Here is a 21,641-nt window from a genome sequence, read left to right as displayed (position 1 = left end):
GCGAGAACTTCGTCCCACTTTAATGTATATCGGACCGGGGGCCTTGCCGCAAGACCCGGGTGGTGCCGCAGAATCGTCGGCCGGACCCAGGAACGGACGAAGAAATGGGGCACGACCGCGATGACCGAGCAGTACGTGTGGGGCCTCCATGAGGTCGACGAGCGGCAGATCGCGATCGTCGGCGGGAAGGGCGCGCATCTCGGCGCGCTGACGCGGATCGACGGCATCCGCGTACCGCCCGGCTTCTGCGTCACGACGGACGCCTTCCGGCGGATCATGGCCGAGGCGCCGTCGATCGACGACCGGCTCGACCAGCTGTCGCGCCTGAAGCCGGACGACCGGGACGCGATCCGCGCGCTGAGTGCGGAGATCCGCCGGACCATCGAGGAGACGGCCCTCCCCGACGAGGTGGCAGCGGGGATCACCCGGGCTCTCGCCCAGGTCGGTGAGGGGGCTGCCTACGCCGTCCGGTCCAGCGCGACGGCGGAGGACCTGCCGACGGCCTCCTTCGCCGGCCAGCAGGACACCTACCTGAACGTCATCGGGACGGCCGCGATCCTCCAGCACGTCAGCCGGTGCTGGGCCTCGCTCTTCACCGAGCGGGCCGTGGTCTACCGCCTGCGGAACGGCATCGACCATCGCACCGTCCAGATGGCCGTTGTCGTGCAGAAGATGGTCTTCCCGCAGGTGTCCGGCATCCTGTTCACGGCCGATCCCGTCACGTCCAACCGGAAGATCGCCTCCGTGGAGGCCAGCTTCGGCCTCGGCGAGGCCCTGGTCTCCGGGCTGGTGAACGCGGACGCCTACAAGGTGCGCGACGGCGCGATCGTCGACCGGGCGATCGCCACCAAGCGGCTCGCCGTCCACGCCCTACCGGCCGGCGGGACGACGGAGCAGGCGATCGACCCGGCGCGGCAGGAGCAGCCGGCGCTCACGGATGCGCAGGTCCTCCGGCTGGTGGAGCTGGGCCGGCGGATCGAAGCCCACTTCGGCCACCCGCAGGACATCGAATGGTGCCTGGTCGACGACGACCTCCAGATCGTCCAGAGCCGACCGATCACCACGCTCTTCCCCGTCCCCGAGATCGGCGACGGAGAGAACCACGTCTTCATCTCGGTCGGCCACCAGCAGATGATGACCGACCCCATGAAGCCCCTGGGGCTCTCCATGTGGCAGCTGACGGCCATGGCGCCGATGTATGCCGCCGGTGGGCGGCTGTTCGTCGACGCGACCCGGGCGCTCGCGTCGCCGTCGAGCCGCGCCGGCCTGCTGGAGATGGCCGGAAGATCCGATCCCCTGGTCCGGGACGCGCTGGAAACCGTCATCGACCGTGGCGACTTCATCCCGTCGCTCCCCGATCCGACTCCTGCCGCGCCGCGCGCCGGCGGCGCGCCGGCGCCGATCGAGACCGATCCGGCCATCGTCACCGACCTGATCGAACGCAGCCAGGCGTCCCTCGCCGACCTCCGGCGCGACATCGCCACGACATCCGGTCCGGCGCTGTTCGACTTCCTCCTGGCGGCGTTCCAGGAGCACAAGCGGCTCCTGGGCGATCCCCGGAGCATGCAGGCGATCATGGCCGGGATGGAGGCCACCTGGTGGCTCAACGAGCAGTTGCAGGCGTGGCTGGGCGAGAAGAACGCCGCTGACACGCTCACCCTGTCCGCGCCTCACAACGTCACGTCGGAGATGGGGCTGGCGCTCCTGGACGTCGCCGACGTCATCCGCCCGCACGCGGAGGTGGTGGCCTTCCTCCAGAAGGTCGAGGACGAGGGCTTCCTGGACGAGCTGGCCACGCTCCCGGGCGGCCGGGAGGCGCGGGACGCCATCCACGCCTTCCTCGACAGGTACGGCATGCGGTGCGTCGGCGAGATCGACATCACGAGGCCGCGCTGGAGCGAACGCCCCAGCACCCTCGTGCCCGTCATCCTGGACAACGTCCGGAACTTCGAGCCGGGCGCTCGCGAGCGGCGCTTCGAGCAGGGGCGCCGGGAGGCGGAGAGGAAGGAACAGGAGGTCCTCGAACGCCTTCGGGCCCTGCCGGACGGCGAGCAGAAGGCGGACGAGACCAAGCGGATGATCGACCGCGTCCGCACCTTCATCGGGTACCGGGAGTATCCGAAGTACGCCATCATCAGCCGCTACTACGTCTACAAGCAGGCCCTGCTGGCGGAGGCCGAACGCCTCGTGCGGGCCAACGTGCTTCGCGAGAGCGAGGACATCTTCTATCTCACGTTCCAGGAGCTGCACGACGTCGTGCGCACGCACCGGGCCGACGATCAGCTCATCGACCGGCGGAGGGACGCGTTCCGGTCGTATCACGCGCTCACGCCGCCCCGGGTCCTCACGTCGGAGGGTGAGGGAATCACCGGGACGTACCGACGTGACGACGTGCCGGCCGGCGCGCTGGTCGGCCTTCCGGTTTCCGGCGGGGTCGTCGAGGGGCGGGCCCGGGTCGTCCTCGACCTGGCCGACGCCGACCTCGAACCGGGCGACATCCTGGTCACCGCGTACACCGATCCGAGCTGGTCACCCCTGTTCGTCGCGGTCGCGGGGCTGGTGACGGAGGTGGGCGGCCTCATGACCCACGGCGCGGTGATCGCCCGGGAGTACGGCCTGCCCTCCGTCGTCGGCGTGGAGCGGGCGACCAGGCTGATCGGGGACGGGCAGCGGATCCGCGTACACGGCACCGACGGCTACGTCGAGATCCTGGACTGATCAACCACGGCAGGACTGCCCATCGGACCAAGGTTCGGAGGTCCGGGGTGGGGACGGCCGGGAGTTGGTATGCCTATGGGATGGCGGAGCGCGCAGGCGACGAGCAGCCCGGGGCAGCTGCCCCGGAGCCGGCGGGGGGCGGTGGGACGGCGTCCCGGGCGGGCCGCCGGACAGCGGGACTGGGGTTGCTGCTGGGCGCGTTGGGGGTGGTCTACGGCGACATCGGCACGAGCCCGCTGTACGCGCTGAAGACGGTCTTCACCCTGGACCGCAACCTGACACCGGACGCCCCCGACGTGTTCGGCGTGATCTCGTGGGTCTTCTGGTCGATCATCCTGATCGTCTCGGTCAAGTACGTCATCTTCATCCTGCGGGCCGACAACGAGGGCGAGGGCGGGGTGATGGCGCTGGCCGCCCTCGCCCGGCGGGCGCTGCTCACGGTCAGTGAGCGGCGCGCCGAGACCGTGCTGGCGCTCGGAGCGCTCGGCGCAGCCCTGTTCTACGGCGACAGTGTGATCACCCCGGCGATCTCGGTGCTGTCGGCCGTGGAAGGACTCGAGGTGATCTCCCCGGCGCTGGAGGTGGTGGTCCTGCCGGCGTCGGCGGTGGTCCTCACCCTGCTGTTCGCCATCCAGCGCTGGGGCACCGGACGGGTCGGGGCCGTGTTCGGGCCGGTCATGCTGCTCTGGTTCGCCTGCCTGGCCGTCGCCGGCGCGGCCGAGGTGATCCGTCACCCCAGCGTGCTGGCCGGGCTGTCACCGACGTACGCGGCCCTGTTCGTCATCGACCACCCGATGATCGCGTTCATCGCGATGGGCGCCGTGGTGCTGTCGATCACCGGCGCCGAGGCGCTCTACGCCGACATGGGGCACTTCGGTCGCGCTCCGATCCGCCGGGCCTGGTTCGGGGTCGTCTTCCCCGCGTTGACCCTGAACTATCTCGGCCAGGGCGCACTGATCCTCCGGGCGCCGGAGAGCCGGGACAATCCGTTCTTCCTGCTGCTGCCCGGCTGGGCGCAGCTGCCGATGGTCGTCCTGGCCACGGTGGCCACCGTGATCGCGTCCCAGTCGGTGATCTCCGGGGCGTTCTCGGTGTCCCGGGAGGCCATGCGGCTGGGCTTCCTGCCGCACCTGCGCATCCGGCAGACCTCGCGCCGCCAGTACGGCCAGATCTACGCCCCGGGGGTGAACTGGGGCCTGTTCGCGGCGGTCCTGGTGGTGGTGTTCGCGTTCGGCTCGTCCACGAACCTCGCCGCCGCGTACGGGGTGGCGGTCACCGGCACCTTCATGATCACCACGACCCTGTTCCTGGTCGTCGCGCGGGCGCGGTGGCGCTGGAGCACGCGGCGGCTGGTGCTGTTCGGCGTGGTCTTCGGCAGCATCGAGCTGACCTTCTTCACGGCGAACCTGGCCAAGGTCACCCACGGCGGCTGGCTGACGCTGCTCATCGCGGGCGTCCTGTTCACGGTCCTGCTCACCTGGCGACGCGGCGCCGAGCTGGTCACCGCCCGGCGGATCGAACGGGAGGGACCCCTCCCCGAGTTCCTCGACAGCCTGCACGCCACGAACATCCCCTGGGTGCCGGGCACCGCGGTCTTTCCCCATCCGAACAAGGAGACGACGCCCCTGGCGTTACGCGCGAACGTCGCGCACTACCACGTCCGGCACGAGCGAACTGTGATCATCACGGGTCGCACCGCCAATGTCCCGCACATCCCCTGGGACCAGCGCCTCACCATCGACGACCTGGGCGACCCGAGCGACGGCATCATCCACATCGACGCCCTCTTCGGCTTCCAGGACCCCACCGACTTTCCCGAGGTGCTTCGCCGCGCGGCCACCCATCCCCACGCCCAGGAGATCAACCTCGACCTGGACCAGGTCTCCTACTTCGTCTCGAGGATCACGCTGCGGTGCACGCGCCAGCCCGGCCTGGCCGTCTGGCGCAAGCGCCTGTTCATCGCCCTCGCCCACAACGCCGCGAGCCACACCGAGTTCCTCCACCTGCCCGAGGAACGCACCATCGTCCTGAGCGCCGAGGTCGCGGTCTGAGCGTGCCCCGATCGAGGTGCGCGGCCCACGCCGAATGGGCTACGACCGAACAACGCCCTGGCGTTATCGTCGTCGACCGGCGCTCCGGCACCAAGGCGGCGACATGGAGTTCATTTCGACGAAATGACGACAGGCTGCTCACCCATCCCGTCCGGACCTGGCCGCGTCCGCCGTACCCGCTGGGCCGGAGAAAGCCCAGCTGCGGCGATTTCGCCGGTCGTGGGCACCGGGAAATGCGCTCCCGGAGCCTCGCGAACGGCACAAGCCGATCGAAGGAGTGCCGGCCGGGCCGAGGCCGGAATTCTCGCCCTCCCCGGACCACTTTCTGCAACCGGGCCGTGCTCGCATGGCGAGCGATTACGGTGCATTGACGTGACCATCATTCGCATTGTCGCGGTGGCGCTCAGCGCTTTCCTGGCCATGCCCGCCGCCGTTTCCGCGTCGCCGGTGCGGACGGCCGCACCGTACCTGCCCTGCCCGGCCGTGAAGCCGCCGGTTGCCCCACCGGCCGCACCGTCGCCGCCGCCGGTCGGTCCCGCCGACCTGGCCGTCGGCGGCGAGTCGCTGGCGACGGCGGGACTGTCCATCCCGGCCGGTGCGCCGATGGCCCCGGCGGTGACCGCCACCTCGTGGCTGGTGGCCGACCTCGACAGTGGCGCGGTGCTGGGTGGCTGCGGACCGCACGAGCACCGCACGCCGGCCAGCGTGCAGAAGATGCTGCTCGCCGCGGCCCTCATGCCCCACCTCGACCCGACGCGGGTGGTCGAGGTGACCCGGGCGGACCTGCAGGATCTCGATCCGGCCAGTTCGGTGATGGGGGTGGTGCCGGGCGCACGGTACTCGATCGAGAGCCTGTGGCTGGGGCTTCTCCTCAAGTCGGGTAACGACGCCGCCAACGTGCTGGCCCGCGTCGGCGGCGGCAGCGCCGGCCGGCAGGGCGGCGTGCAGGCGATGAACGACGAGGCACACCGGCTGGGCGCACACCAGACCCACGCGGTGACACCGTCCGGGCTGGACGGCCCGGGCCAGTACACCAGCGCGTACGACCTGGCGCTGATTGCGCGCGCCACCTACGCCCGCGCGGACTTCCGGCGGTACATCGCCACCCGGGTGGCGGAGGTGCCGGCAGGGCCGGGACAGCCCGGCTTCTCCCTGACCCACGACAACACGCTGCTGGACCACTATCCGGGGACGCTCGGCGGGAAGACCGGCTTCACCGACCTGGCACGGCAGACGTACGTGGGGGTGGCCGAGCGCAACGGCCGGCGGCTCGCCGTGACGCTGCTCGGCGCGGAAACCGCGCCGCTGGGCAGCCTGGGCGAGGCGGCGGCGCTACTGAACTGGGGTTTCGCCCTCTCCCCCGACGCGTCGGTCGGTCGCCTGGTCGCGCCGGACGAGAAGAAGTACGACCGTCCCGTCGCCCAGGTCAAGGCCGAGCAGCAGGGGCCGGCGCGGACCGGACGGTCGACGTCGTGGGTAACCGTCGTCGGCCTCGGCGCCGTCGCTGCCCTGGCCGTCCTGCTCCTGACGGCGCCCAGGCGACGAAGGGCGGCGCGGGCGAAGCCGTAGCCGGCGCGGGCGGCCCGGTGGGTGCGTACATTGCGGAGGTCACGCCGTCGCGAGGAGGAGAACCATGTCGAAGCCGCCGCTGCCCGAATCCGCGGTCACCATGCTCCGGAAGGCGAACCCCGCGGTCATCGCCACGCTCCGGGCCGATGGTCAGCCGGTCTCCGCGGCCACCTGGTACCTGTGGGACGACGGTCGGATCATGGTGAACATGGACGAGGGCCGCCGCCGGCTGAGCCACCTCCGCAACGACCCCCGGGTCACCCTGACCGTGCTGGACGGGCAGGCCTGGTACACCCACGTCACGATCCTCGGGCGCGTCGTCGAACTCCGCGACGACGAGGACCTGGCGGACATCGACCGGCTCTCCCAGCACTACACCGGGAGGGCCTATCCACGGCGCGATCGGCGGCGGGTGACCGCTGTCATCGAGATCGACCGCTGGCACGGCTGGGGTGCGCTGAAGGACAACGACCAGGTCGGCTGACCGGGCGTGCCGACGACGTTCGGCCCGTGAACGGATACCCGTCGCTGGGCCGGTCAGGCGAGGGCGGGCGCCGCCAGAAGCGCGCGCAGCTCGCGGACCGCTGCCCGGCCGGCACGGTTCGCGCCGACCGTGCTGGCGGACGGCCCGTAGCCGACCAGGTGGATCCGGGGATCGGTGACCACCCGGGTGCCGTCCATGACGATGCCGCCGCGGGGGCCGCGCAGGCGCAGGGGCGCCAGGTGGTCGAGCGCCGGCCGGAACCCGGTGCACCAGAGGATCACGTCCACGTCCTGCGTGGCACCGTCGCGCCACCGGACGCCGCTGGGTTCGATCTTGTCGAACATCGGCAGGCGCCGGAGGAGACCGCGTTCCCGGGCTTCGCGCATCTGCGGTGTCCAGGCCAGCTCGGTCGCGCTGGCGATGCTTCCCGGGGGCAGGCCGGCCCGTACCCGGGCGTCGACCTTGGCGACCACCTCGCGCCCGTAGTCCGAGGTGAACGGCCCGTCCCGGAACACCGGCGGGCGGCGGGTGACCCAGGTCGTCGTCGCCGCGACGTCGGCGATCTCGACCAGGAGCTGCACGGCGGAGGCTCCGCCCCCGACGACGACCACCCGCTTCCCGGCGAATTCCGCCGGTCCCCGGTAGTGGGCGGTGTGCAGCTGCCGCCCCAGGAACGTGTCCTGTCCGGGGTAGTACGGCACGAACGGCCTGGTCCACGTCCCCGTCGCGTTGATCAGTGCCCGGGTGATCCAGGCGCCCTTGTCGGATTCGACGAGCAGTCGTCCGTCGCCGGCGTTCCGGACCGCCGTGACCGCGACCGGACGCTGGACGTCGATGTCGAATTGACGCTCGAAGGCGGCGAAATAGGCCGGCACCGCGTCGGCGGCCGGCTCGTCCGGCGGTGGCGTCGTGAAGTGCATTCCGGGCAGGTCGAAGATGCCGTGCACGGTCGCCATGCGCAGCGTCGGCCACCGGTGCTGCCAGGCCCCGCCGGGCGCCGCGTCGGCGTCCAGAAGCGCGAAGTCAAGACCTGAGGAGCGCAGGTGGTACGCGCTGGACAGCCCCGCCTGCCCGGCGCCGACAACCACCACATCCGTCTCCGGCATGTGTCGCACAACATCTCCGGCTCACCCGGGACTTCCCCCGGGCGATGGATCTCACACCGTCCGGACGCTGCGGTCGGGGGCGACGACGCACGTGCCGGGCCGGACACGGCTACCGGAGGTCGATGAGCTGCGGCGGGACCTCGCACCGCAGCCCCACCGAGTTCATCCGGTCGGTGAGCGGCCCGCCGTCGGCGGTGGGCACCACGAAGTGCGGCCGGCGGCCGGCGGCAAGGTCGGCCGCGTACCGCTCGCGGGCCTCGACGAGGGTCTCCCAGTCGGCCAGCCACGCGTCGGTCGGACGATCGTCCGCCCGCAGGTCGCGGTCCAGGTCGCGCACCTGCACCACCATGACGGTCACCGCGGCGTTCTGCTCCCGGATCGAGCGGACCCGCGCGTCGACGGGGGCGTCGGGCGGCGCGGCCTTCGCCGCCACGGTGGCGCGCATGGTGGCGCACGCGTTCTCCGCCACCTCGCTGACCGGCGGATTGTCGATCAGCTCGGGCCGGTCGTGGTTCGCGTACGTCCAGAGACCGGCGCAGAACACGACGACGCCTCCGACCGCGATCACGACGACCAGGACGGCGCCGAGGACCCACCAGCCCGCGCTGCCCCGCCCCGGCGGCGCGGACCCGGGATAGGGCGGGAGTGTGGGCGGACGGCTCACGCCTGAATCGCGTCGCCCCTGTCAAGGGCCGCCGTCCGGCGGCCGAGCCGCGTTCCACCACCGGGAGGTGGACCTCGCCGGTCGGCGGGTTAGGGTCGGGCCGTAGCTGCCGGTCCCGATCACGGGGAGTTCTCGGATGAGCACGCGTCAGACGTACGCGCACCGCGGATCGTCCGGCATGGCGCCGGAGAACACCGCGGCCGCCTTCGAGCTGGCGATCGCCGACGGCGCCGACTACATCGAGACCGACGTGCAGCTCAGCGCCGACGGGGAGTTGGTGATCATCCACGATGCCACGCTCGCCCGCACCACGGACGCCCGGCTGGCATACACGGACCGCGCGCCCTGGAACGTGCACGACTTCACCCTCGCCGAGCTCACGAAACTCGACGCCGGGGGGTGGTACGACGACGACTTCACCGGCCAGCACATCCTGACCTTCGACGAGTTGCTCGACCTGCTCGGGGGCCGGGTCGGCCTGAACCTCGAGCTGAAGTCGCCCGCGTTGAATCCCGGGCTGGCGCGCGCCGTCGCCGCTCGGCTGCGTGAGCGTCGCGGCGAGATCGAGCTGGGCTCTCGCCCGCGGCCGCTTGTCGTCGGGTCCTTCGACGAGCAGGCTCTCCGGGATTTCCACGCGCAGTTGCCCGACGTCCCGGTCGCGCTGATCGCCTACGACGTGCCGACAAGCGGGAAGCTGACCGACCTCGCGGCGTGGGTCTTCTCCGTCAACCCGGACATCCGCCGGCTGGAGCCCGAGGACGCGGCCCGCGTCATCGAGGCGGGCCTGGCCGTCGTGCCGTGGACGGTCGATTCGCCGGAGTTGTGGCGGCGGGCCCTCGACCTCGGCGTCGCCGGCATGATCACCAACTATCCGGGTGCCCTCACGAACATGCTGCACGGCCGCGACCCGGTGCCCGGCGCGGCGGGGGTGGTCGTCGAGGATGTCGTGCACCACTCCCCCGGCGACGAGCCGCAGTGGGCCGGCGAGCACGTCGTCCTGCGCAACGTCTCCGGACAGCCGGTGGACGTCAGCGGCTGGTACCTGCGGAGCCAGTCGTCCGCCAGGGTCGTGGTGGGCGACGGCTACGTGATCCCGGCGGGCGGGCTGCTGCGGGTGTGGACCGGCCCGGGCCGGAACGACCCAGCGACCTACCACAACGGCCGCACCGCCACCGTCTGGAACGGCACGAAGGGCGACTCCGCCGGACTGCACCGCGCCGACGGCACGATCGTCGACCTGTACGCGTACATCGTCTGATCTGGACGGGAGGCCCCCGCGCGGCCGGCCGAGCGTCGAGGGGCCGGCTCCCGACGGAGCCGGCCCCTCCTCTGAGGTGTCCCCTCGGTGGGTCAGCTGACCGACTTGTTGTAGCTGTCGATCGCGGGCTGCACGCTCGCCGCGGCGTCCTTCATGGCCTGGTCGGCCGGCTTGCTGCCGACGATCGCCGCCTCCAGCCCGTCCTCGGACGCCTTGCGGGCCTGCGGCATCACGCCGAGCAGGCAGCCGGCCGAGGCGACCGACGGCGGCAGCGCGTGCAGTTGGTCCACGGCCGTTTTGAACTGCGGGTACTGCGCGACCCAGTCCTTGTCGATCTGCTCGTCCAGTGCCTTGGCGTTGACCGGCACGTACCCGGTGCCCGTGTGCCACTTGGCCTGCTGGGCCGGGCTCACCGCGAACTTCACGAACTCCCAGGCGGCGCGCTTCTCCTTGTCGCTGTGACCGACGCCGTTGATCCACAGCGAGGCGCCACCGATGATCGGCCCGCCCGTGGCCGCGCTGCTCGCCTTCGGGTACGGCGCGGTGAGCACCGTGAACTTGCCCTTGGCCGCGTCGACGTAGCCGCGCATGGCGCCCGTGGACTCCAGGTGCATGGCCACGGTGCCCGCCTTGAAGGCGGCCTGGGCGTCGTCGGTCTTGCGGCCGGTGTTCGTCGCGTAGCCGCCCTTCACCAGGTCCACCCACCACTGCGCGACGCGGACGCCGATCTCCTGGTCGAACTGCACCTTCGTCGCCAGGCCCTTGCGCCCGTTGCCGTTGTCGCAGTACTCCTTGCCGTCGGTGGCGATCAACTGCTCCAGCAGCCAGCCGTAGATGGCGGCCCCGAAGCCGTACTGGACGGTCTTGCCGCCGGCGTCCTTGACGGTCAGCTTCTTCGCCATCTCCCCGATCTCGTCGAGGTTGGTCGGCGGCTTCGTCGGGTCGAGGCCGGCCCGGACGAAGGCCTCCTTGTTGAGGTACAGCAGCGGGGTGGAGGTGTTGAAGGGCATCGACTGGAGCTTGCCGTCGATCGAGTAGTAGTTGGCGATGTTCGGCTCGATGTCGCCGGCGTTGAACTTGTCCTTGTCGATGAACTTGAACATCGGCACGGTCTGCTTGGAGTCGACCATGAAGCGGGAGCCGATGTCGTAGACCTGCACCAGGGCGGGAGTGTTCTTCTGCTGCACCGAGGCCTTGTACTTGGCGATCGTCTCGTCGTAGTTGCCCTGGTAGATGGGCTTGACCTCGACCTTGCCCCCGCTCTGGGCGTTGAAGTCGGCGACCAGCTTGTCGATCGCCGCGGCGTTGGCGCCCTTCATCCCGTGCCAGAACTCGATGGTGGTCTTGTCGGTGGCCTTCTCGAGCACCTCGGCGCCGGGCGCCTCGAGCGCGTCCTTGGCCGAATCGGTGCCGGACCCGGAACCACCGCACGCCGTCAGCGCGGCGGCGGCGGCCAGGGCGACGAACGCCGTCATGGCCCGACGGAGCTTGGGTTGTCTCACGGGTTCTCCTCTTCTTGGGTTACCGCAGCGCGCCGGCGGTGAGGCCACGGACGATGTAGCGCTGACCGAAGAGCACGACAGCCAACGTCGGGAGCAGGGACAGCGCGACGCCCGCGAGGACCAGGCCCGGTTGCGCCACCTCGGCGTCGTTGAGCTGGGAGATGCCGATCTGCAGCGTCTGGAAATCCGAGTCGCGGATCAGGATCAGCGGCCAGAAGTACTGGTTCCAGGCCGACAGGAAGACGTAGACGCCGACCGCCGCGATCGACGGCTTGGACAAGGGGACGATGACCCGCCACAACAGGCGCCAGTGACCGCACCCGTCGATCACCGCGGCGTCCCGCAACTCGGTCGGGAACTGCAGGAAGGCCTGCCGCAGCAGGAACGTGCCGAACGCCGACGCGAGGAAGGGCAGCACGAGACCGAGGTAGGTCATCCCACCCCGCGCCAGACCCCATCCCGAGATGGCCAGGTAGTTGGGGATGATGATCGCTTCCCACGGCACCATGAGCGTGGCGAGGAACAGCGCGAACGTCACCGCCTTCGCGGGCAGGCGAAGGAACGCGAAGGCGTACGCGGCCAGGATGCTGGTGACGATCTGGGCCAGCGTGATGGCCCCGGCCTGGATGGCGGAGTTCACGTAGAAACGGCCGAGCGGCACCGAGCGGAAGACGTCGGTGATGTTCTGCCAGTAGAGCTCGTGCGGCACCAGCGCCGGCGGGTAGGTGGCCAGGTCACCGGGACCCATCACCGCACCGACGAAGCCGTAGTAGATGGGGAACAGAACCGGGATCGCGGCCAGGCCGAGCACGACGTAGACGGCGACCCGCCCGAGGCTGAACTTCTTCATCGATAGTGGACCCGCCGCTCGAGGATGCCGAACTGGACGGCCGTGCAGCCGAGCATGACGACCAGCAGCACGACGGCCTGTGCGCTGGCCGACCCGAAGTCGGAGGACCCGAAGGCGAACGCCTTCTCGTAGATCGAGTAGACCAGCGTGGTCGTGGCCTGGTCCGGGCCGCCCTTGGTCAGGATGTGGATCTGTCCGAAGCTCTGCAACGCGTGGATCGTGGACACCACGACGAGGAAGAACAACTGCGGGGAGAGCAGCGGCACGGTGATCCGGGACGCCAGCCGCCAGCCGGACGCCCCGTCGAGCCGCGCCGCCTCGACCACCTCCGGTGAGATCGCCGCGACGCCGGCGGAGAGCACGAGGACGTTGTAACCGAAGTTCATCCACACGGTCGCGGCGCAGACGGCGGGCAGCGCGATCGACGGGTCGGTGAGCCAGTTGACCCGGTCGATCCCGAGGGAACCGAGCACTCCGTTCGCCACGCCGATCGCCGGGTTGTAGATGACGGCGAAGACGACCGACGCCGTCGCCACCGAGAACGCGAACGGCAGCGCGAAGGCGGTGCGCAACACCCGTACGCCGCGGATGCGCGCCTCCAGCAGCAGCACCACGAAGAGCGCCCCCAGGACGGCCGGCACCACCGAGAACAGCGTGAACAGGCCCGTCGTGGCCAGCACCTTGCCGAAGTCGGCTGACAGCATCTCGCGGTAGTGCTCCGCGCCGACGTAGACCGACGGGGCGCCGAAGAGGTCGTTGCCGTGGACGGACAGGTACAACGTCCGCCCCAGCGGCCAGAACACGAACAGCACGAAGACCACGACCGACGGCAGCAGCAGCAGCCCCCCGAGACCGGACTCGGTGAAACGTGCCGGCTTCCCCCGCCGGACGGTGGAGCGTGTGGACTCTACGGTCGAGGCGCGGTCATCCGGTGGGGCGTTGACGGTGCGAGGGGGAGGCACCGCAGCACAGTACCAACGCCATCGAGCGAAAGAAATCCTTCCCTGCGTGACCCGGAGCTGGCAGTTCTTGCCAGCGAGCCTCGGCGTCCGATGGCTGCCCGAGGGACACCGTCCCCAGTGCTCGCCGAGGATGCGCAAGAGGGTCCAGGTTGACCCCGGCTCACCCCGACCGTGGCGTTCACACATCGCCCATTGCAACGGTCAGGTTCCTCCGCGTTGCGTTCCCGCCACAGCCGTTGCAACACTTTCGGTCCTCTGAGCTGGGAGTATGTGCGTCCCACGCAACAGCGGCGTTGTCGAGATTTGGAAAGCAACGTAGCGTTTCCGGTGTCAGAAACAGTGCGTGAACATGGGAGAGCATGATGCAGACGTTCGACACCCCCGCCCCGATCTCCGCTGTCCTGGACATCCCCTCCGGACGCATCCAGTTCATCGCCGCGGACCGCGCCGACACCGCCGTCGAGGTCCGGCCCGCCGACCTCGGCAAGAGCCGCGACGCCAAGACCGCCGAGCAGACCAGCGTCACCTACGCCGGCGGCGTCCTGCGGGTCACGGCCCCGACTCCGGACAACCGGCTCTTCGGCCCGTCCGGATCCGTGGAGGTCACCGTCCAGCTGCCCGCCGGCTCCCGCATCGAGGCCAAGGCCGCCGCCGTCGAGCTCCGCGGCGTCGGGCGCCTCGGTGACGTCGTCGTCGACGGCGCGTACCGCCAGATCAAGCTCGACGAGGCCGCCAGCGTCCGGCTCACCGCGGTCGACGGGGACGTCGAGGTCGGCCGGCTGAACGGCCCCGCGGAGATCAGCACCGCACGGGGCGACATCCGGATCGCCGAGGCCGTGCGAGGCGCGGTCGTGCTCCGCACCCAGTCCGGCGACATCTCGGTCGCTGCCGCCGGCGGCGTCTCGGCCACGCTGGACGCCGGCACCGGCTACGGGCGCATCAGCAACGCCCTCAAGAACGACGGCACCGCCGAACTCGACATCCGTGCCACCACCTCCCAGGGCGACATCACCGCCCGCAGCCTCTGACCGGCCGGCCGTTCCCCGGGCATCGACAGCGTCGCTCGGCGCCCGGGGCACGGCGATTCAGCGCGGTGAAGGACAACACGGAGACGGCCGAAGTGCGAGGATCTGGCAGATGAAGCGGAGATCTCTGATCCTCGGCGCGGCGGCCGGCGCCGCCGCTCCCGTCATCGCCTCCGGCGCGACGCCCGCCGCCGCGTCGACCCCCGACGCCACCATCGACAGGCCCCGGCCGCGCCGCTCCTCGCGGAACAACAAGGCCCACAACCTCACGACCCTGCCGGCGACCACCCGACAGGTCGTCATCGTGACCGCGGCCAGCTACCGCACCAGTTACGCCACGCTGGAGACGTTCGCGAAGGTCGACGGGATCTGGACCCCGGTCTCCGCGGCGCTGCCCGCGCGGATCGGATCCCAGTTCTTCAGCGACCATCACGTCGAGGGTGTTCCGACCACGCCGACCGGTGTCTACTCCATCGGCCCGACGATGTACGGCATCGCGGCCAACCCGGGCGTCCGGTACCCCTACCACCGGCTCGTCGTGAACGACTGGTGGAACGAGAACCCGAACTCGCCCGCCTACAACACCTTCCAGCACACGGCCACCAGTCCCGGTGGCCTCAGCGAGGCGCTGTGGCAGGAGAAGCCCGCCTACACGCACTTCGCCGTGATCACCTACAACATGCCGCCGAACGCGGCGAAGCCGGTGCCGAACGCGGGCAGCGGAATCTTCCTGCACGAGTTCAGCAAGACCCCGTCCGGCCCCACCGCCGGCTGCGTCAGCCTGTCGCACACCGACCTGGTCAGCGTGCTGCGCTGGCTCGATCCCGCGGCCCAGCCGCGCATCGTCATGTGCCCGCTGGAAAGCCTCGGTCGCTACTGACCCTCGGCGATCACGCCGAGGACGGCAGCCTCGACAGGTCGGAACCACCGGCGCCGACGTGGGCGCCGCCGCACCGCACGGCACCCGGGGGCGGACCGCTCAAGCCCCGCCGTCGGTGGCCCGGACGAGGGTCAACGGCTGAGGTACGCGGCCAGGCCGCCGAGTTCCTCGCTGGCGATGAACACCGAGCGCACGTTGATGATGGCTTCCTCGACGTGCGTGGGGCAGCCCCACGCCGAGTCGCCCCACGAATCGGCGATCTTGATCTCGGCCGGTGCGGCGCACCCGCCGGTACCGCCGAGCTGGCACTGCTCGGGGTGCGGTGTGGCGGCCTGCGCGGCGGCGGCGGCACGCATCCGGGCGGTGAGTTCCGCCGCGGCGGCGGCGCGCTGCTCGGCCTCGGCGCGCAGTTCCCGCTCCGCCTGCACCACCTTCGCCAGCTCGTCGTGCGCTGCTCGGGCTCGTGCGTCGGCGGCCGCCTTCGCCTGTTCGATGTGGTGGCGTTCGATGGCCAGGGCCGCCGTGCCGGTGAAGACCCGGGCGAGGGCGAGGTCAGTGTCCTGCGGAACGCGGGGATTGCGGTGGTACATGGCGAAGGTGCCCAGCAGGCTGCCGTCACGGGCCAGGATCGGCGTGGACCAGCAGGCGCCCAGTCCCGCACGCTCGGCCAGGTCGCGGAAGTCGTCCCAGAACGGGTCGGTGGTGATGTCGGTGACGATGACCGGTTCCCGCCGGTGCGCGGCGGTGCCGCAGGAGCCGACGCCCTCGCCGGTGGCGATCCCGTCGATGGCCTGGTTGTAGAAGTCGGGCAGGCTGGGCGCGGCGCCGTGGCGCAGGTGCCGGCCGTCGGGATCGGCGAGCAGGACGGAGACCAGGACCTCCTGCGGTGCGAGGTTCTCGATACAGCGGGCCATCCCGTCGAGCACCTCGGTGAGCGGTGCCTGGCGGGCGATCTGCTCCACGAGGGCGCGATGTTCGGCCATCAGCCGTTGAGCGTGCTTGACCTGTGTGGTCTCCACGCCGATCACACGGATGCCGGTCACGTTGCCGTCGGCGTCCCGCCGCGGCTCGTAGGTGAAGTCGAAGAACGACTCCCGCGCGTGCGGCCCGGCGCCCAGCACCACCCGGACGTCACGGCCGGTGTAGGGCTCGCCCGTGCGGTAGACCTCGTCGAGCAAGGCGATGAAGCCCTGGCCGGCCAGCTCGGGCATCAGATCCACGAGCGGCGCTCCGGTGCGGGCCCGCGTCTCGCCGATGGTGGCGAAGAACGCCGGATTCGCGCTCTCCACCAGGTGCGTCGGCCCGGCCAGCGACGCGAAGACGGCGGTGGACTGCCCGAACAACGACCGGAGATCCTCCTCCGCTCCGTGCCCGGCGACTGCGGAATCCAGCGCAGTCGGCTGCTGGCCCGCTACCGCCGTCATGGTGTCATCCCTCTCTGCCCTGCGTGGTGACCGGCGTGCCAGCCCGGGGCTCCGCCGCGCGGCTGTCCCGGACCGCCGGTCCTGCCTGTCGCGGAGCAGCAGGCGTGCCGGTCGGGACGCCGGTCGTTCCGGAGAGCGTAACGGATGGGCGGGCGGACCTGCCCGGTTCGGTGGCGGCGCCCGTGCTCGATCCGCCGTTGCGCCGGGTTCGCCGGACCCGTCGAGATTTGCCCGGGGACAGTCAGTCGGCCGGACCGGCGGAGCCGGCCTGCGCGGGGTCGCTGTCGATCCGGAAACCGAGCGCCTTGTGCGTGCCGTCGCAGAACGGGCTGATCGCCGACTTGCCGCAGCGACACAGGGCGATGGTGCGCCGGCGCACGTCGATGTTGCGGCCGTCGGGCGTGGTCACGGCGAAGTCACCGCGCACGACGAGGGGGCCGTCCGGGTACGGGGTGATGGTGGCGGCTGCGGGGTTCGGCTGGCCGGACGGGGTCATGGCGAACTCCTCGCTGCGCTGGCGACGTGGTGGTGGTGAGGGAGGCTGGCCGCTCACACCGGCCCGGCGACCACCGGCGCCAGCGGCGCAGCGGGCAGGGCGGCGGGAGGCGTCACCGGCTCGCGTTCCGGGCTTCGTAGCGAGCTGCGGCCGGTGGTCCAGGCGTCCACGAGGTGACTGGCGAACAGGTCGTCGAGCGCGAGGACGGTCGCCGCGCCGAGGAGCACGTCGGCGGTCAGGGCGGGATCCTGGCGGGCCAGACCGACGCAGAGGTCGTGCACGGCGATCTGTTCGTGGACGGCGTCCGCCTCGACGTGTTCGTCGAAGAAGCGGGTCGCCGCCTCGTCACCGCCGAGGCGACGCAGCGCGTCACCGTAGCGCCGGTTCGGTAGCGAGGAGGTCATCTCGAAGGCGGCGAGGTGCCCCAGCAGCGCTCCGCGCAGCCGTCGGTGCAGGCCGAACAGCGACATCGCGTTGTTCGTCGCCAGCGTGATGGCCGGGGCGGCGTTCAGGTGGGCGCCGTAGCGGGTGTCCAGCCCGAGCCGACTCATCGTGGTGCGGAACAACTCGGCGTGCATGCGGTGCAGGCGGCCGTTGCCGTACTCGTCCATCTGTATCTCGACCAGGGCGGCCTTCGGTGGACCGCCGAGCCGGGGCAGGCCCCAGCTGTGCGGATCGGCCTCCCGCAGGTGGTAGATCGACCGGTGCACGGCGAACTCCCGGAACTGCGCCAACGTGCCCCGACGCTTGAGGAACCCGCCGACCGACGGACCTCCGCCCGTGGTCGTGAACCGGTGCAACGCCGCCGGCAGTTGTTCGGGTGGGACCGGAGGAGGTGGTCCCGTCAGCGTTCGCAGCGCCGCCTCGAACCGGCGCTCCGCCGCCGCGCGGACGGCGAGCAGGGACGGCTGCCACTCCCAGCCGTCGTCGACGCCCCGCCAGCCGCGGTAATGCAGCTCGTAGCAGAGAAAGAGGGTGAGCTGGAGGTCCTCGTCGGTCAGCGGGTCGGCGCCGGCAAAGGCCGCCGGCAGCCCCACGGGCAGGTTGTGGGGAGCCCGCCGGAGAGCGTCCCGAACGATCGCCGACACCGGGCCACGCGGCTCAGGCAGGGGTGCATGACCATAGGAGTCGGACACCTGGTCTCCTCTCGCGGCCGGCGGCATTCCCCGGCGTCAGCGGCACAAACCTCCGTTTGGGGGGTGACAGAACGGGCACTGCCAGGGCCCAACCTGGTACGGGAGGCAGAGTGCCATTCGACGCGGGTGCCTACGGGCGGCACGTGGCGGACGTCTATGACGACACCTACGCCTACCTGACCCCGGACGCGGCGGTCGACACCCTGGCGGAGCTGGCCGACGGCGGACCGGTCTGCGAGTTCGGTATCGGCACCGGCCGCCTGGCGTTGCCGTTGGCCGAACGCGGCCTGACCGTGGCCGGCGTCGAGGGCTCCCCGGACATGGTGGCGGGCCTGCGCGCCAAGCCCGGCGGGCAGCACCTGGAGGTCGCCGTCGGCGACTTCGCCGACACTCGGGTCCCGGGCGAGTTCGCGCTCGTCCTGCTCGCCTTCAACACCGTGTTCGCCCTACCTGACCAGGCCGCGCAGGTTGCCTGCTTCCGCAACGCCGCGGCGCACCTGCGCCCCGGCGGCCGGTTCGTGATCGAGGCCTGGGTGCCCGACCCGGCGGCGTTCCGCCACGGCCGCGCGCTGCGTCCGGTGCGGGTCACCGAGGACGACGTCCTGGTGGAGGCCGCGATGCTGCACCCGGCCGAGCAGCGGATGACCACCACCAAGGTGCGGCTGACCGCCGCCGGTGTCCAGCTTCTGCCCGCCAATCACCGCTACGCCTGGCCGGCGGAGCTGGACCTGATGGCCGAACTGGCCGGCATGCGCCGGGAACACCGGTGGGCGGACTGGTCCCGCCGCCCGTTCGGCGACACCAGCCGTGACCACGTCACGGCCTACCGACGGCCGGAGCAGCGATGACCGTCGCAGGCGGCGGGTCACCCGAGGCACTGCCGATCACCTACGTGCTGCCGATCCGCCGGCGGGCCTGCGGGGGCGCAACGGCAAGGTGCTCGGCGTGCTGACGGGCGTGCCCGCGGCCAGCCACGAGGATGTGGTGATCGCCGACGACGATGTCCGCTACGACGGGCACGGGCTGCACGCCGTCCAGCTCCTGCTTCGGCACGCGGACCTGGTGCGGCCGCAGAACTATTTCGACCCGCTGCCCTGGCACGCCCACTGGGACACGGGGCGCATCCTGCTCAACCGCGCCGTGGGCGCGGACTTTCCCGGGACCCTGGCCGTGCGGCGCAGTGTCTTCCTCGCCATGGGCGGCTACGACCCGGACGTGCTCTTCGAGAACCTCGAGCTGATCCGGACCGTGCAGGCGTACGGGGGCACCGTGGCCACCGCCGCGGGCCTGTACGTCCGGCGCCTGCCCCCGACGACCCGGCATTTCTGCTCCCAGCGGGTCCGGCAGGCCTACGACGAGCTCGCACAGCCGCTTCGCCTGGTGGCGGCGTTGCTCGTTCTGCCGGGGGTGGCGGCGGCCGTCACGGCGCGACGGACCGGGCTGCTGGCCGCGACCGCGGCCGCAGTCGTCGCCCTGGCCGAGACAGGTCGGCGTCGTGCCGGCGGCACAAGGGTCTTCTCCCCCACCACGGCCTGGGTGGCGCCGCTGTGGCTGCTCGAACGCGGCGTGTGCAGTTGGCTTGCCGTCGGTCAGGCGGTGTGCCGCGGCGGGGTCCGCTATTCCGGAGGGCGGCTTCGCCGGGCCGCGAGCCCGGCGCGCGCCCTGCGCCGACGGCTCGCACGAACGCAGCCCACAGCTCGCAGGCCGGGGGCGGGGAGCGCCGGAGCGGATGCCCCTTCACGGTGCCGGCTGCCCGTCCCACCACCCGGTCCCCCGGCCCTGCACACGTAGAGCGCCAGCACGTGGCCCCGCTCGAAGCCCCGCTGGCCGGGCCGGAGAGGTCAGCCCAGCGCGGCCGCCTTGCGCAGCAGCACCGAGCGTTCGCGCTGGTTGGCGCACAGCCGGGCCGCCAGCTCCAGCTCGGCGCGCGCCTCCGGTCGCCGTCCGAGCCGGGCCAGCAGCTCGCCGCGTACGGTGGGCACCAGATGCGAACCGGGGAGCCGGTCGGAGGCGACCAGTTCGTCCACGATGGCCAGGGCTTGGGCCGGACCCGAGGCCATGGCCACGGCGACGGCCCGGTTGAGCTCGACCACCGGCGAGGGCGCGACCCGGCCGAGCGCCTCGTAGAGCACCACGATCCGGTCCCAGTCGGTCGCCTCGACGGAGGGCGCGGACGCGTGGGCGGCGGCGATCGCGGCCTGCAGGCCGTAGGGGCCGAGGCCGCGACTCGATGCCTTGGCCAGCGCGGCCAGCCCACGGCGGATGGCCGAGAGGTCCCACCGCCGCCGGTCCTGGTCCTCGAGCAGGACCGGCGAACCGTCCGGGCCGGTCCGGGCCGGGAAGCGCGCGGCCGTCAGCTCGCACAACGCCAGCAGCCCGTGCACCTCCGGCTCGTCCGGCTGCAGCGCGGCCAGCGTGCGGGCCAGCCGGATCGCCTCGTACGCGACGTCGGGGCACAGCAGCCGGTCGCCCGACGTGGCCGTCGACCCCTCGGTGAAGATGACGTAGAGGACGCTGAGCACGCCGCCGAGCCGTTCCCGGCGCTCGCCCGCCGTCGGCAGTTCGAACGGCACCCCGGCCGCCGCGATCGTCTTCTTGCCCCGGGTGATGCGGGCCTGCACGGTCGGCACGGACACGAGGAACGCGCGGGCGATCTCCTCGCTGGACAGGCCGCCGACCACGCGCAGGGTCAGGGCCACCCGGGATTCGGGCGACAGCACCGGATGGCAGCTGACGAACATCAGCGCCAGGATGTCGTCGTCGATCTTGTCGAGGTCGATTTCCTCGTCGACCGCCGGGTCGACCGCCAGCAGGGCGTACCGGTCCTGGAGGGCGGTGCGGCGGCGGATCACGTCGACGGCCCGCCGCCGGGCCGTGGCCATCAGCCAACCGGCCGGATTGGCCGGAGCGGCGAGCGGCCACGACACCAGCGCCTCTGCCACCGCCTCCTGGGCCGCGTCCTCGGCCAGCCCGAAATCGCCGGTGAACCGGGTCAGCGCGGCGACGATCCGCGCCGACTCGATCCGCCAGACGGCCTCGACGTCGGCCGTACCCATCAGATCCGGCCGTTGCTCTCGCGCCCGGCCCAGTCCTGGACGGTCACGCCTCGACCTGCGGGACCTCGTCGCTCCCGGGCACCCGCCGGACCTCGACCTTGGCACCGCGGGCCGCCGGCACCCGCTTGGCCCACTCGACCGCCTCCTGTTTCGAGGCCACGTCGAGCAGGAAGAAGCCCCCGAACAGTTCCTTGGTCTCCCCGTACGGCCCGTCCGTGACAACCGGGGCCTCGCCGCTGAAGTCGACCATCACGCCCTGGGCCGGATCGTCCAGCCCTTCCGCCGCGAGGAGGACGCCGGCCTTGACCATCTCCTCGATGAACTGGCGGGTCGTGGCCATCATCTCGTCGATGTCGGCCATCATGGCCGCGTTCGACTCGTCGGTGCCCCGCATGATCAGCAGGTACTTCGGCATGGCGCTCTCCTCGTCCGCCGGGGCCGCCTCTCGGCCCTCGCACCC

At 71.4% G+C, this 21,641-nt stretch carries 19 protein-coding genes; 9 read left to right on the top strand and 10 right to left on the bottom strand.

Annotated elements, in window-relative coordinates:
• Positions 1 to 120 precede the first annotated feature (120 nt).
• From rph to F8274_RS00345, 4 genes are all read left to right on the top strand, one after another.
• Entirely contained in the window at positions 121 to 2,718 is a 2,598-nt protein-coding gene (rph, locus tag F8274_RS00360) for a rifamycin-inactivating phosphotransferase (RefSeq protein ID WP_151460240.1), read from the top strand.
• 80 nt (positions 2,719 to 2,798) lie between these two features.
• Positions 2,799 to 4,769 carry a potassium transporter Kup gene (locus F8274_RS00355; protein ID WP_151460239.1) on the top strand — a complete coding sequence of 657 codons (1,971 nt, stop codon included), beginning with the start codon at positions 2,799 to 2,801 and terminating at the stop codon, positions 4,767 to 4,769.
• 420 nt (positions 4,770 to 5,189) lie between these two features.
• A complete protein-coding gene (locus F8274_RS00350) occupies positions 5,190 to 6,338 on the top strand; it encodes a D-alanyl-D-alanine carboxypeptidase family protein (RefSeq protein WP_151460274.1) in 1,149 nt (382 codons plus the stop codon).
• Between the two features lie 64 nt (positions 6,339 to 6,402).
• On the top strand, positions 6,403 to 6,822 hold the full coding sequence (locus tag F8274_RS00345) for a PPOX class F420-dependent oxidoreductase (protein WP_151460238.1): 420 nt from the start codon (positions 6,403 to 6,405) through the stop codon (positions 6,820 to 6,822).
• Positions 6,823 to 6,875: 53 nt separating this feature from the next.
• On the opposite strand, the gene F8274_RS00340 is transcribed toward F8274_RS00345, so the two are convergent.
• Together F8274_RS00340 and F8274_RS00335 are read right to left on the bottom strand one after the other, a co-directional pair.
• Entirely contained in the window at positions 6,876 to 7,928 is a 1,053-nt protein-coding gene (locus F8274_RS00340) for an FAD-dependent oxidoreductase (RefSeq protein ID WP_225853490.1), read from the bottom strand.
• A 109-nt stretch (positions 7,929 to 8,037) separates the two neighbouring features.
• A complete protein-coding gene (locus tag F8274_RS00335; RefSeq protein WP_151460236.1) occupies positions 8,038 to 8,592 on the bottom strand; it encodes a hypothetical protein in 555 nt (184 codons plus the stop codon).
• Positions 8,593 to 8,728: 136 nt separating this feature from the next.
• Here F8274_RS00335 and F8274_RS32415 point away from each other — a divergent pair, with 136 nt between their 5' ends.
• Positions 8,729 to 9,850 (top strand): glycerophosphodiester phosphodiesterase family protein, encoded by a 1,122-nt coding sequence (locus F8274_RS32415; protein ID WP_151460235.1) that lies wholly within the window; start codon positions 8,729 to 8,731, stop codon positions 9,848 to 9,850.
• 92 nt (positions 9,851 to 9,942) lie between these two features.
• On the opposite strand, the gene F8274_RS00325 is transcribed toward F8274_RS32415, so the two are convergent.
• From F8274_RS00325 to F8274_RS00315, 3 genes are read right to left on the bottom strand one after another with little or no spacing between them, the layout of a single operon-like run.
• On the bottom strand, positions 9,943 to 11,352 hold the full coding sequence (locus F8274_RS00325; protein ID WP_225853489.1) for an ABC transporter substrate-binding protein: 1,410 nt from the start codon (positions 11,350 to 11,352) through the stop codon (positions 9,943 to 9,945).
• Between the two features lie 19 nt (positions 11,353 to 11,371).
• A complete protein-coding gene (locus tag F8274_RS00320) occupies positions 11,372 to 12,202 on the bottom strand; it encodes a carbohydrate ABC transporter permease (protein ID WP_151460234.1) in 831 nt (276 codons plus the stop codon).
• Positions 12,199 to 13,164 carry a carbohydrate ABC transporter permease gene (locus F8274_RS00315; RefSeq protein ID WP_225853488.1) on the bottom strand — a complete coding sequence of 322 codons (966 nt, stop codon included), beginning with the start codon at positions 13,162 to 13,164 and terminating at the stop codon, positions 12,199 to 12,201. Before F8274_RS00315 ends, F8274_RS00320 begins: the two co-directional genes overlap by 4 nt.
• 362 nt (positions 13,165 to 13,526) lie before the next feature.
• Between F8274_RS00315 and F8274_RS00310 the strand changes: the two genes are divergently transcribed.
• Together F8274_RS00310 and F8274_RS00305 are read left to right on the top strand one after the other, a co-directional pair.
• The gene (locus tag F8274_RS00310; RefSeq protein WP_151460272.1) at positions 13,527 to 14,192 is read left to right on the top strand and encodes a DUF4097 family beta strand repeat-containing protein; all 666 of its coding nucleotides are present in this window, start codon (positions 13,527 to 13,529) and stop codon (positions 14,190 to 14,192) included.
• Between the two features lie 109 nt (positions 14,193 to 14,301).
• Positions 14,302 to 15,069, top strand: a complete 768-nt coding sequence (locus F8274_RS00305) for a L,D-transpeptidase (protein ID WP_151460232.1) — start codon at positions 14,302 to 14,304, stop codon at positions 15,067 to 15,069.
• Positions 15,070 to 15,200: 131 nt separating this feature from the next.
• Here the strand turns inward: F8274_RS00305 and F8274_RS00300 are convergent, their stop codons facing one another.
• The 3 genes from F8274_RS00300 to F8274_RS00290 form a co-directional block, all read right to left on the bottom strand.
• Complete coding sequence (locus tag F8274_RS00300) at positions 15,201 to 16,493, bottom strand: GAF domain-containing protein (protein ID WP_151460231.1); 1,293 nt, start codon at positions 16,491 to 16,493, stop codon at positions 15,201 to 15,203.
• Positions 16,494 to 16,734: 241 nt separating this feature from the next.
• Positions 16,735 to 16,989 (bottom strand): CDGSH iron-sulfur domain-containing protein, encoded by a 255-nt coding sequence (locus tag F8274_RS00295; protein ID WP_151460230.1) that lies wholly within the window; start codon positions 16,987 to 16,989, stop codon positions 16,735 to 16,737.
• 53 nt (positions 16,990 to 17,042) lie between these two features.
• Positions 17,043 to 18,152: an iron-containing redox enzyme family protein gene (locus F8274_RS00290; protein WP_151460229.1), complete on the bottom strand. Its 1,110-nt coding sequence runs from the start codon at positions 18,150 to 18,152 to the stop codon at positions 17,043 to 17,045.
• A gap of 83 nt (positions 18,153 to 18,235) precedes the next feature.
• Here F8274_RS00290 and F8274_RS00285 point away from each other — a divergent pair, with 83 nt between their 5' ends.
• The gene (locus F8274_RS00285; RefSeq protein WP_225853487.1) at positions 18,236 to 18,973 is read left to right on the top strand and encodes a class I SAM-dependent methyltransferase; all 738 of its coding nucleotides are present in this window, start codon (positions 18,236 to 18,238) and stop codon (positions 18,971 to 18,973) included.
• Complete coding sequence (locus F8274_RS00280; RefSeq protein ID WP_151460227.1) at positions 18,933 to 19,916, top strand: glycosyltransferase family 2 protein; 984 nt, start codon at positions 18,933 to 18,935, stop codon at positions 19,914 to 19,916. The genes F8274_RS00285 and F8274_RS00280 overlap by 41 nt, the downstream gene beginning before the upstream one ends.
• A 50-nt stretch (positions 19,917 to 19,966) precedes the next feature.
• Here F8274_RS00280 and F8274_RS00275 read toward each other — a convergent pair whose 3' ends face one another.
• Together F8274_RS00275 and F8274_RS00270 are read right to left on the bottom strand one after the other, a co-directional pair.
• Positions 19,967 to 21,181, bottom strand: coding sequence for an RNA polymerase sigma factor (locus F8274_RS00275; RefSeq protein ID WP_151460226.1), 1,215 nt, complete (start codon positions 21,179 to 21,181; stop codon positions 19,967 to 19,969).
• 43 nt (positions 21,182 to 21,224) lie between these two features.
• Complete coding sequence (locus tag F8274_RS00270; RefSeq protein WP_151460225.1) at positions 21,225 to 21,596, bottom strand: YciI family protein; 372 nt, start codon at positions 21,594 to 21,596, stop codon at positions 21,225 to 21,227.
• Positions 21,597 to 21,641 lie beyond the last annotated feature (45 nt).

It is taken from the genome of Micromonospora sp. AMSO31t (assembly GCF_008868175.1).
Lineage (GTDB): Bacteria > Actinomycetota > Actinomycetes > Mycobacteriales > Micromonosporaceae > Micromonospora.
This window is presented reverse-complemented; position numbering and strand designations above follow the sequence as displayed.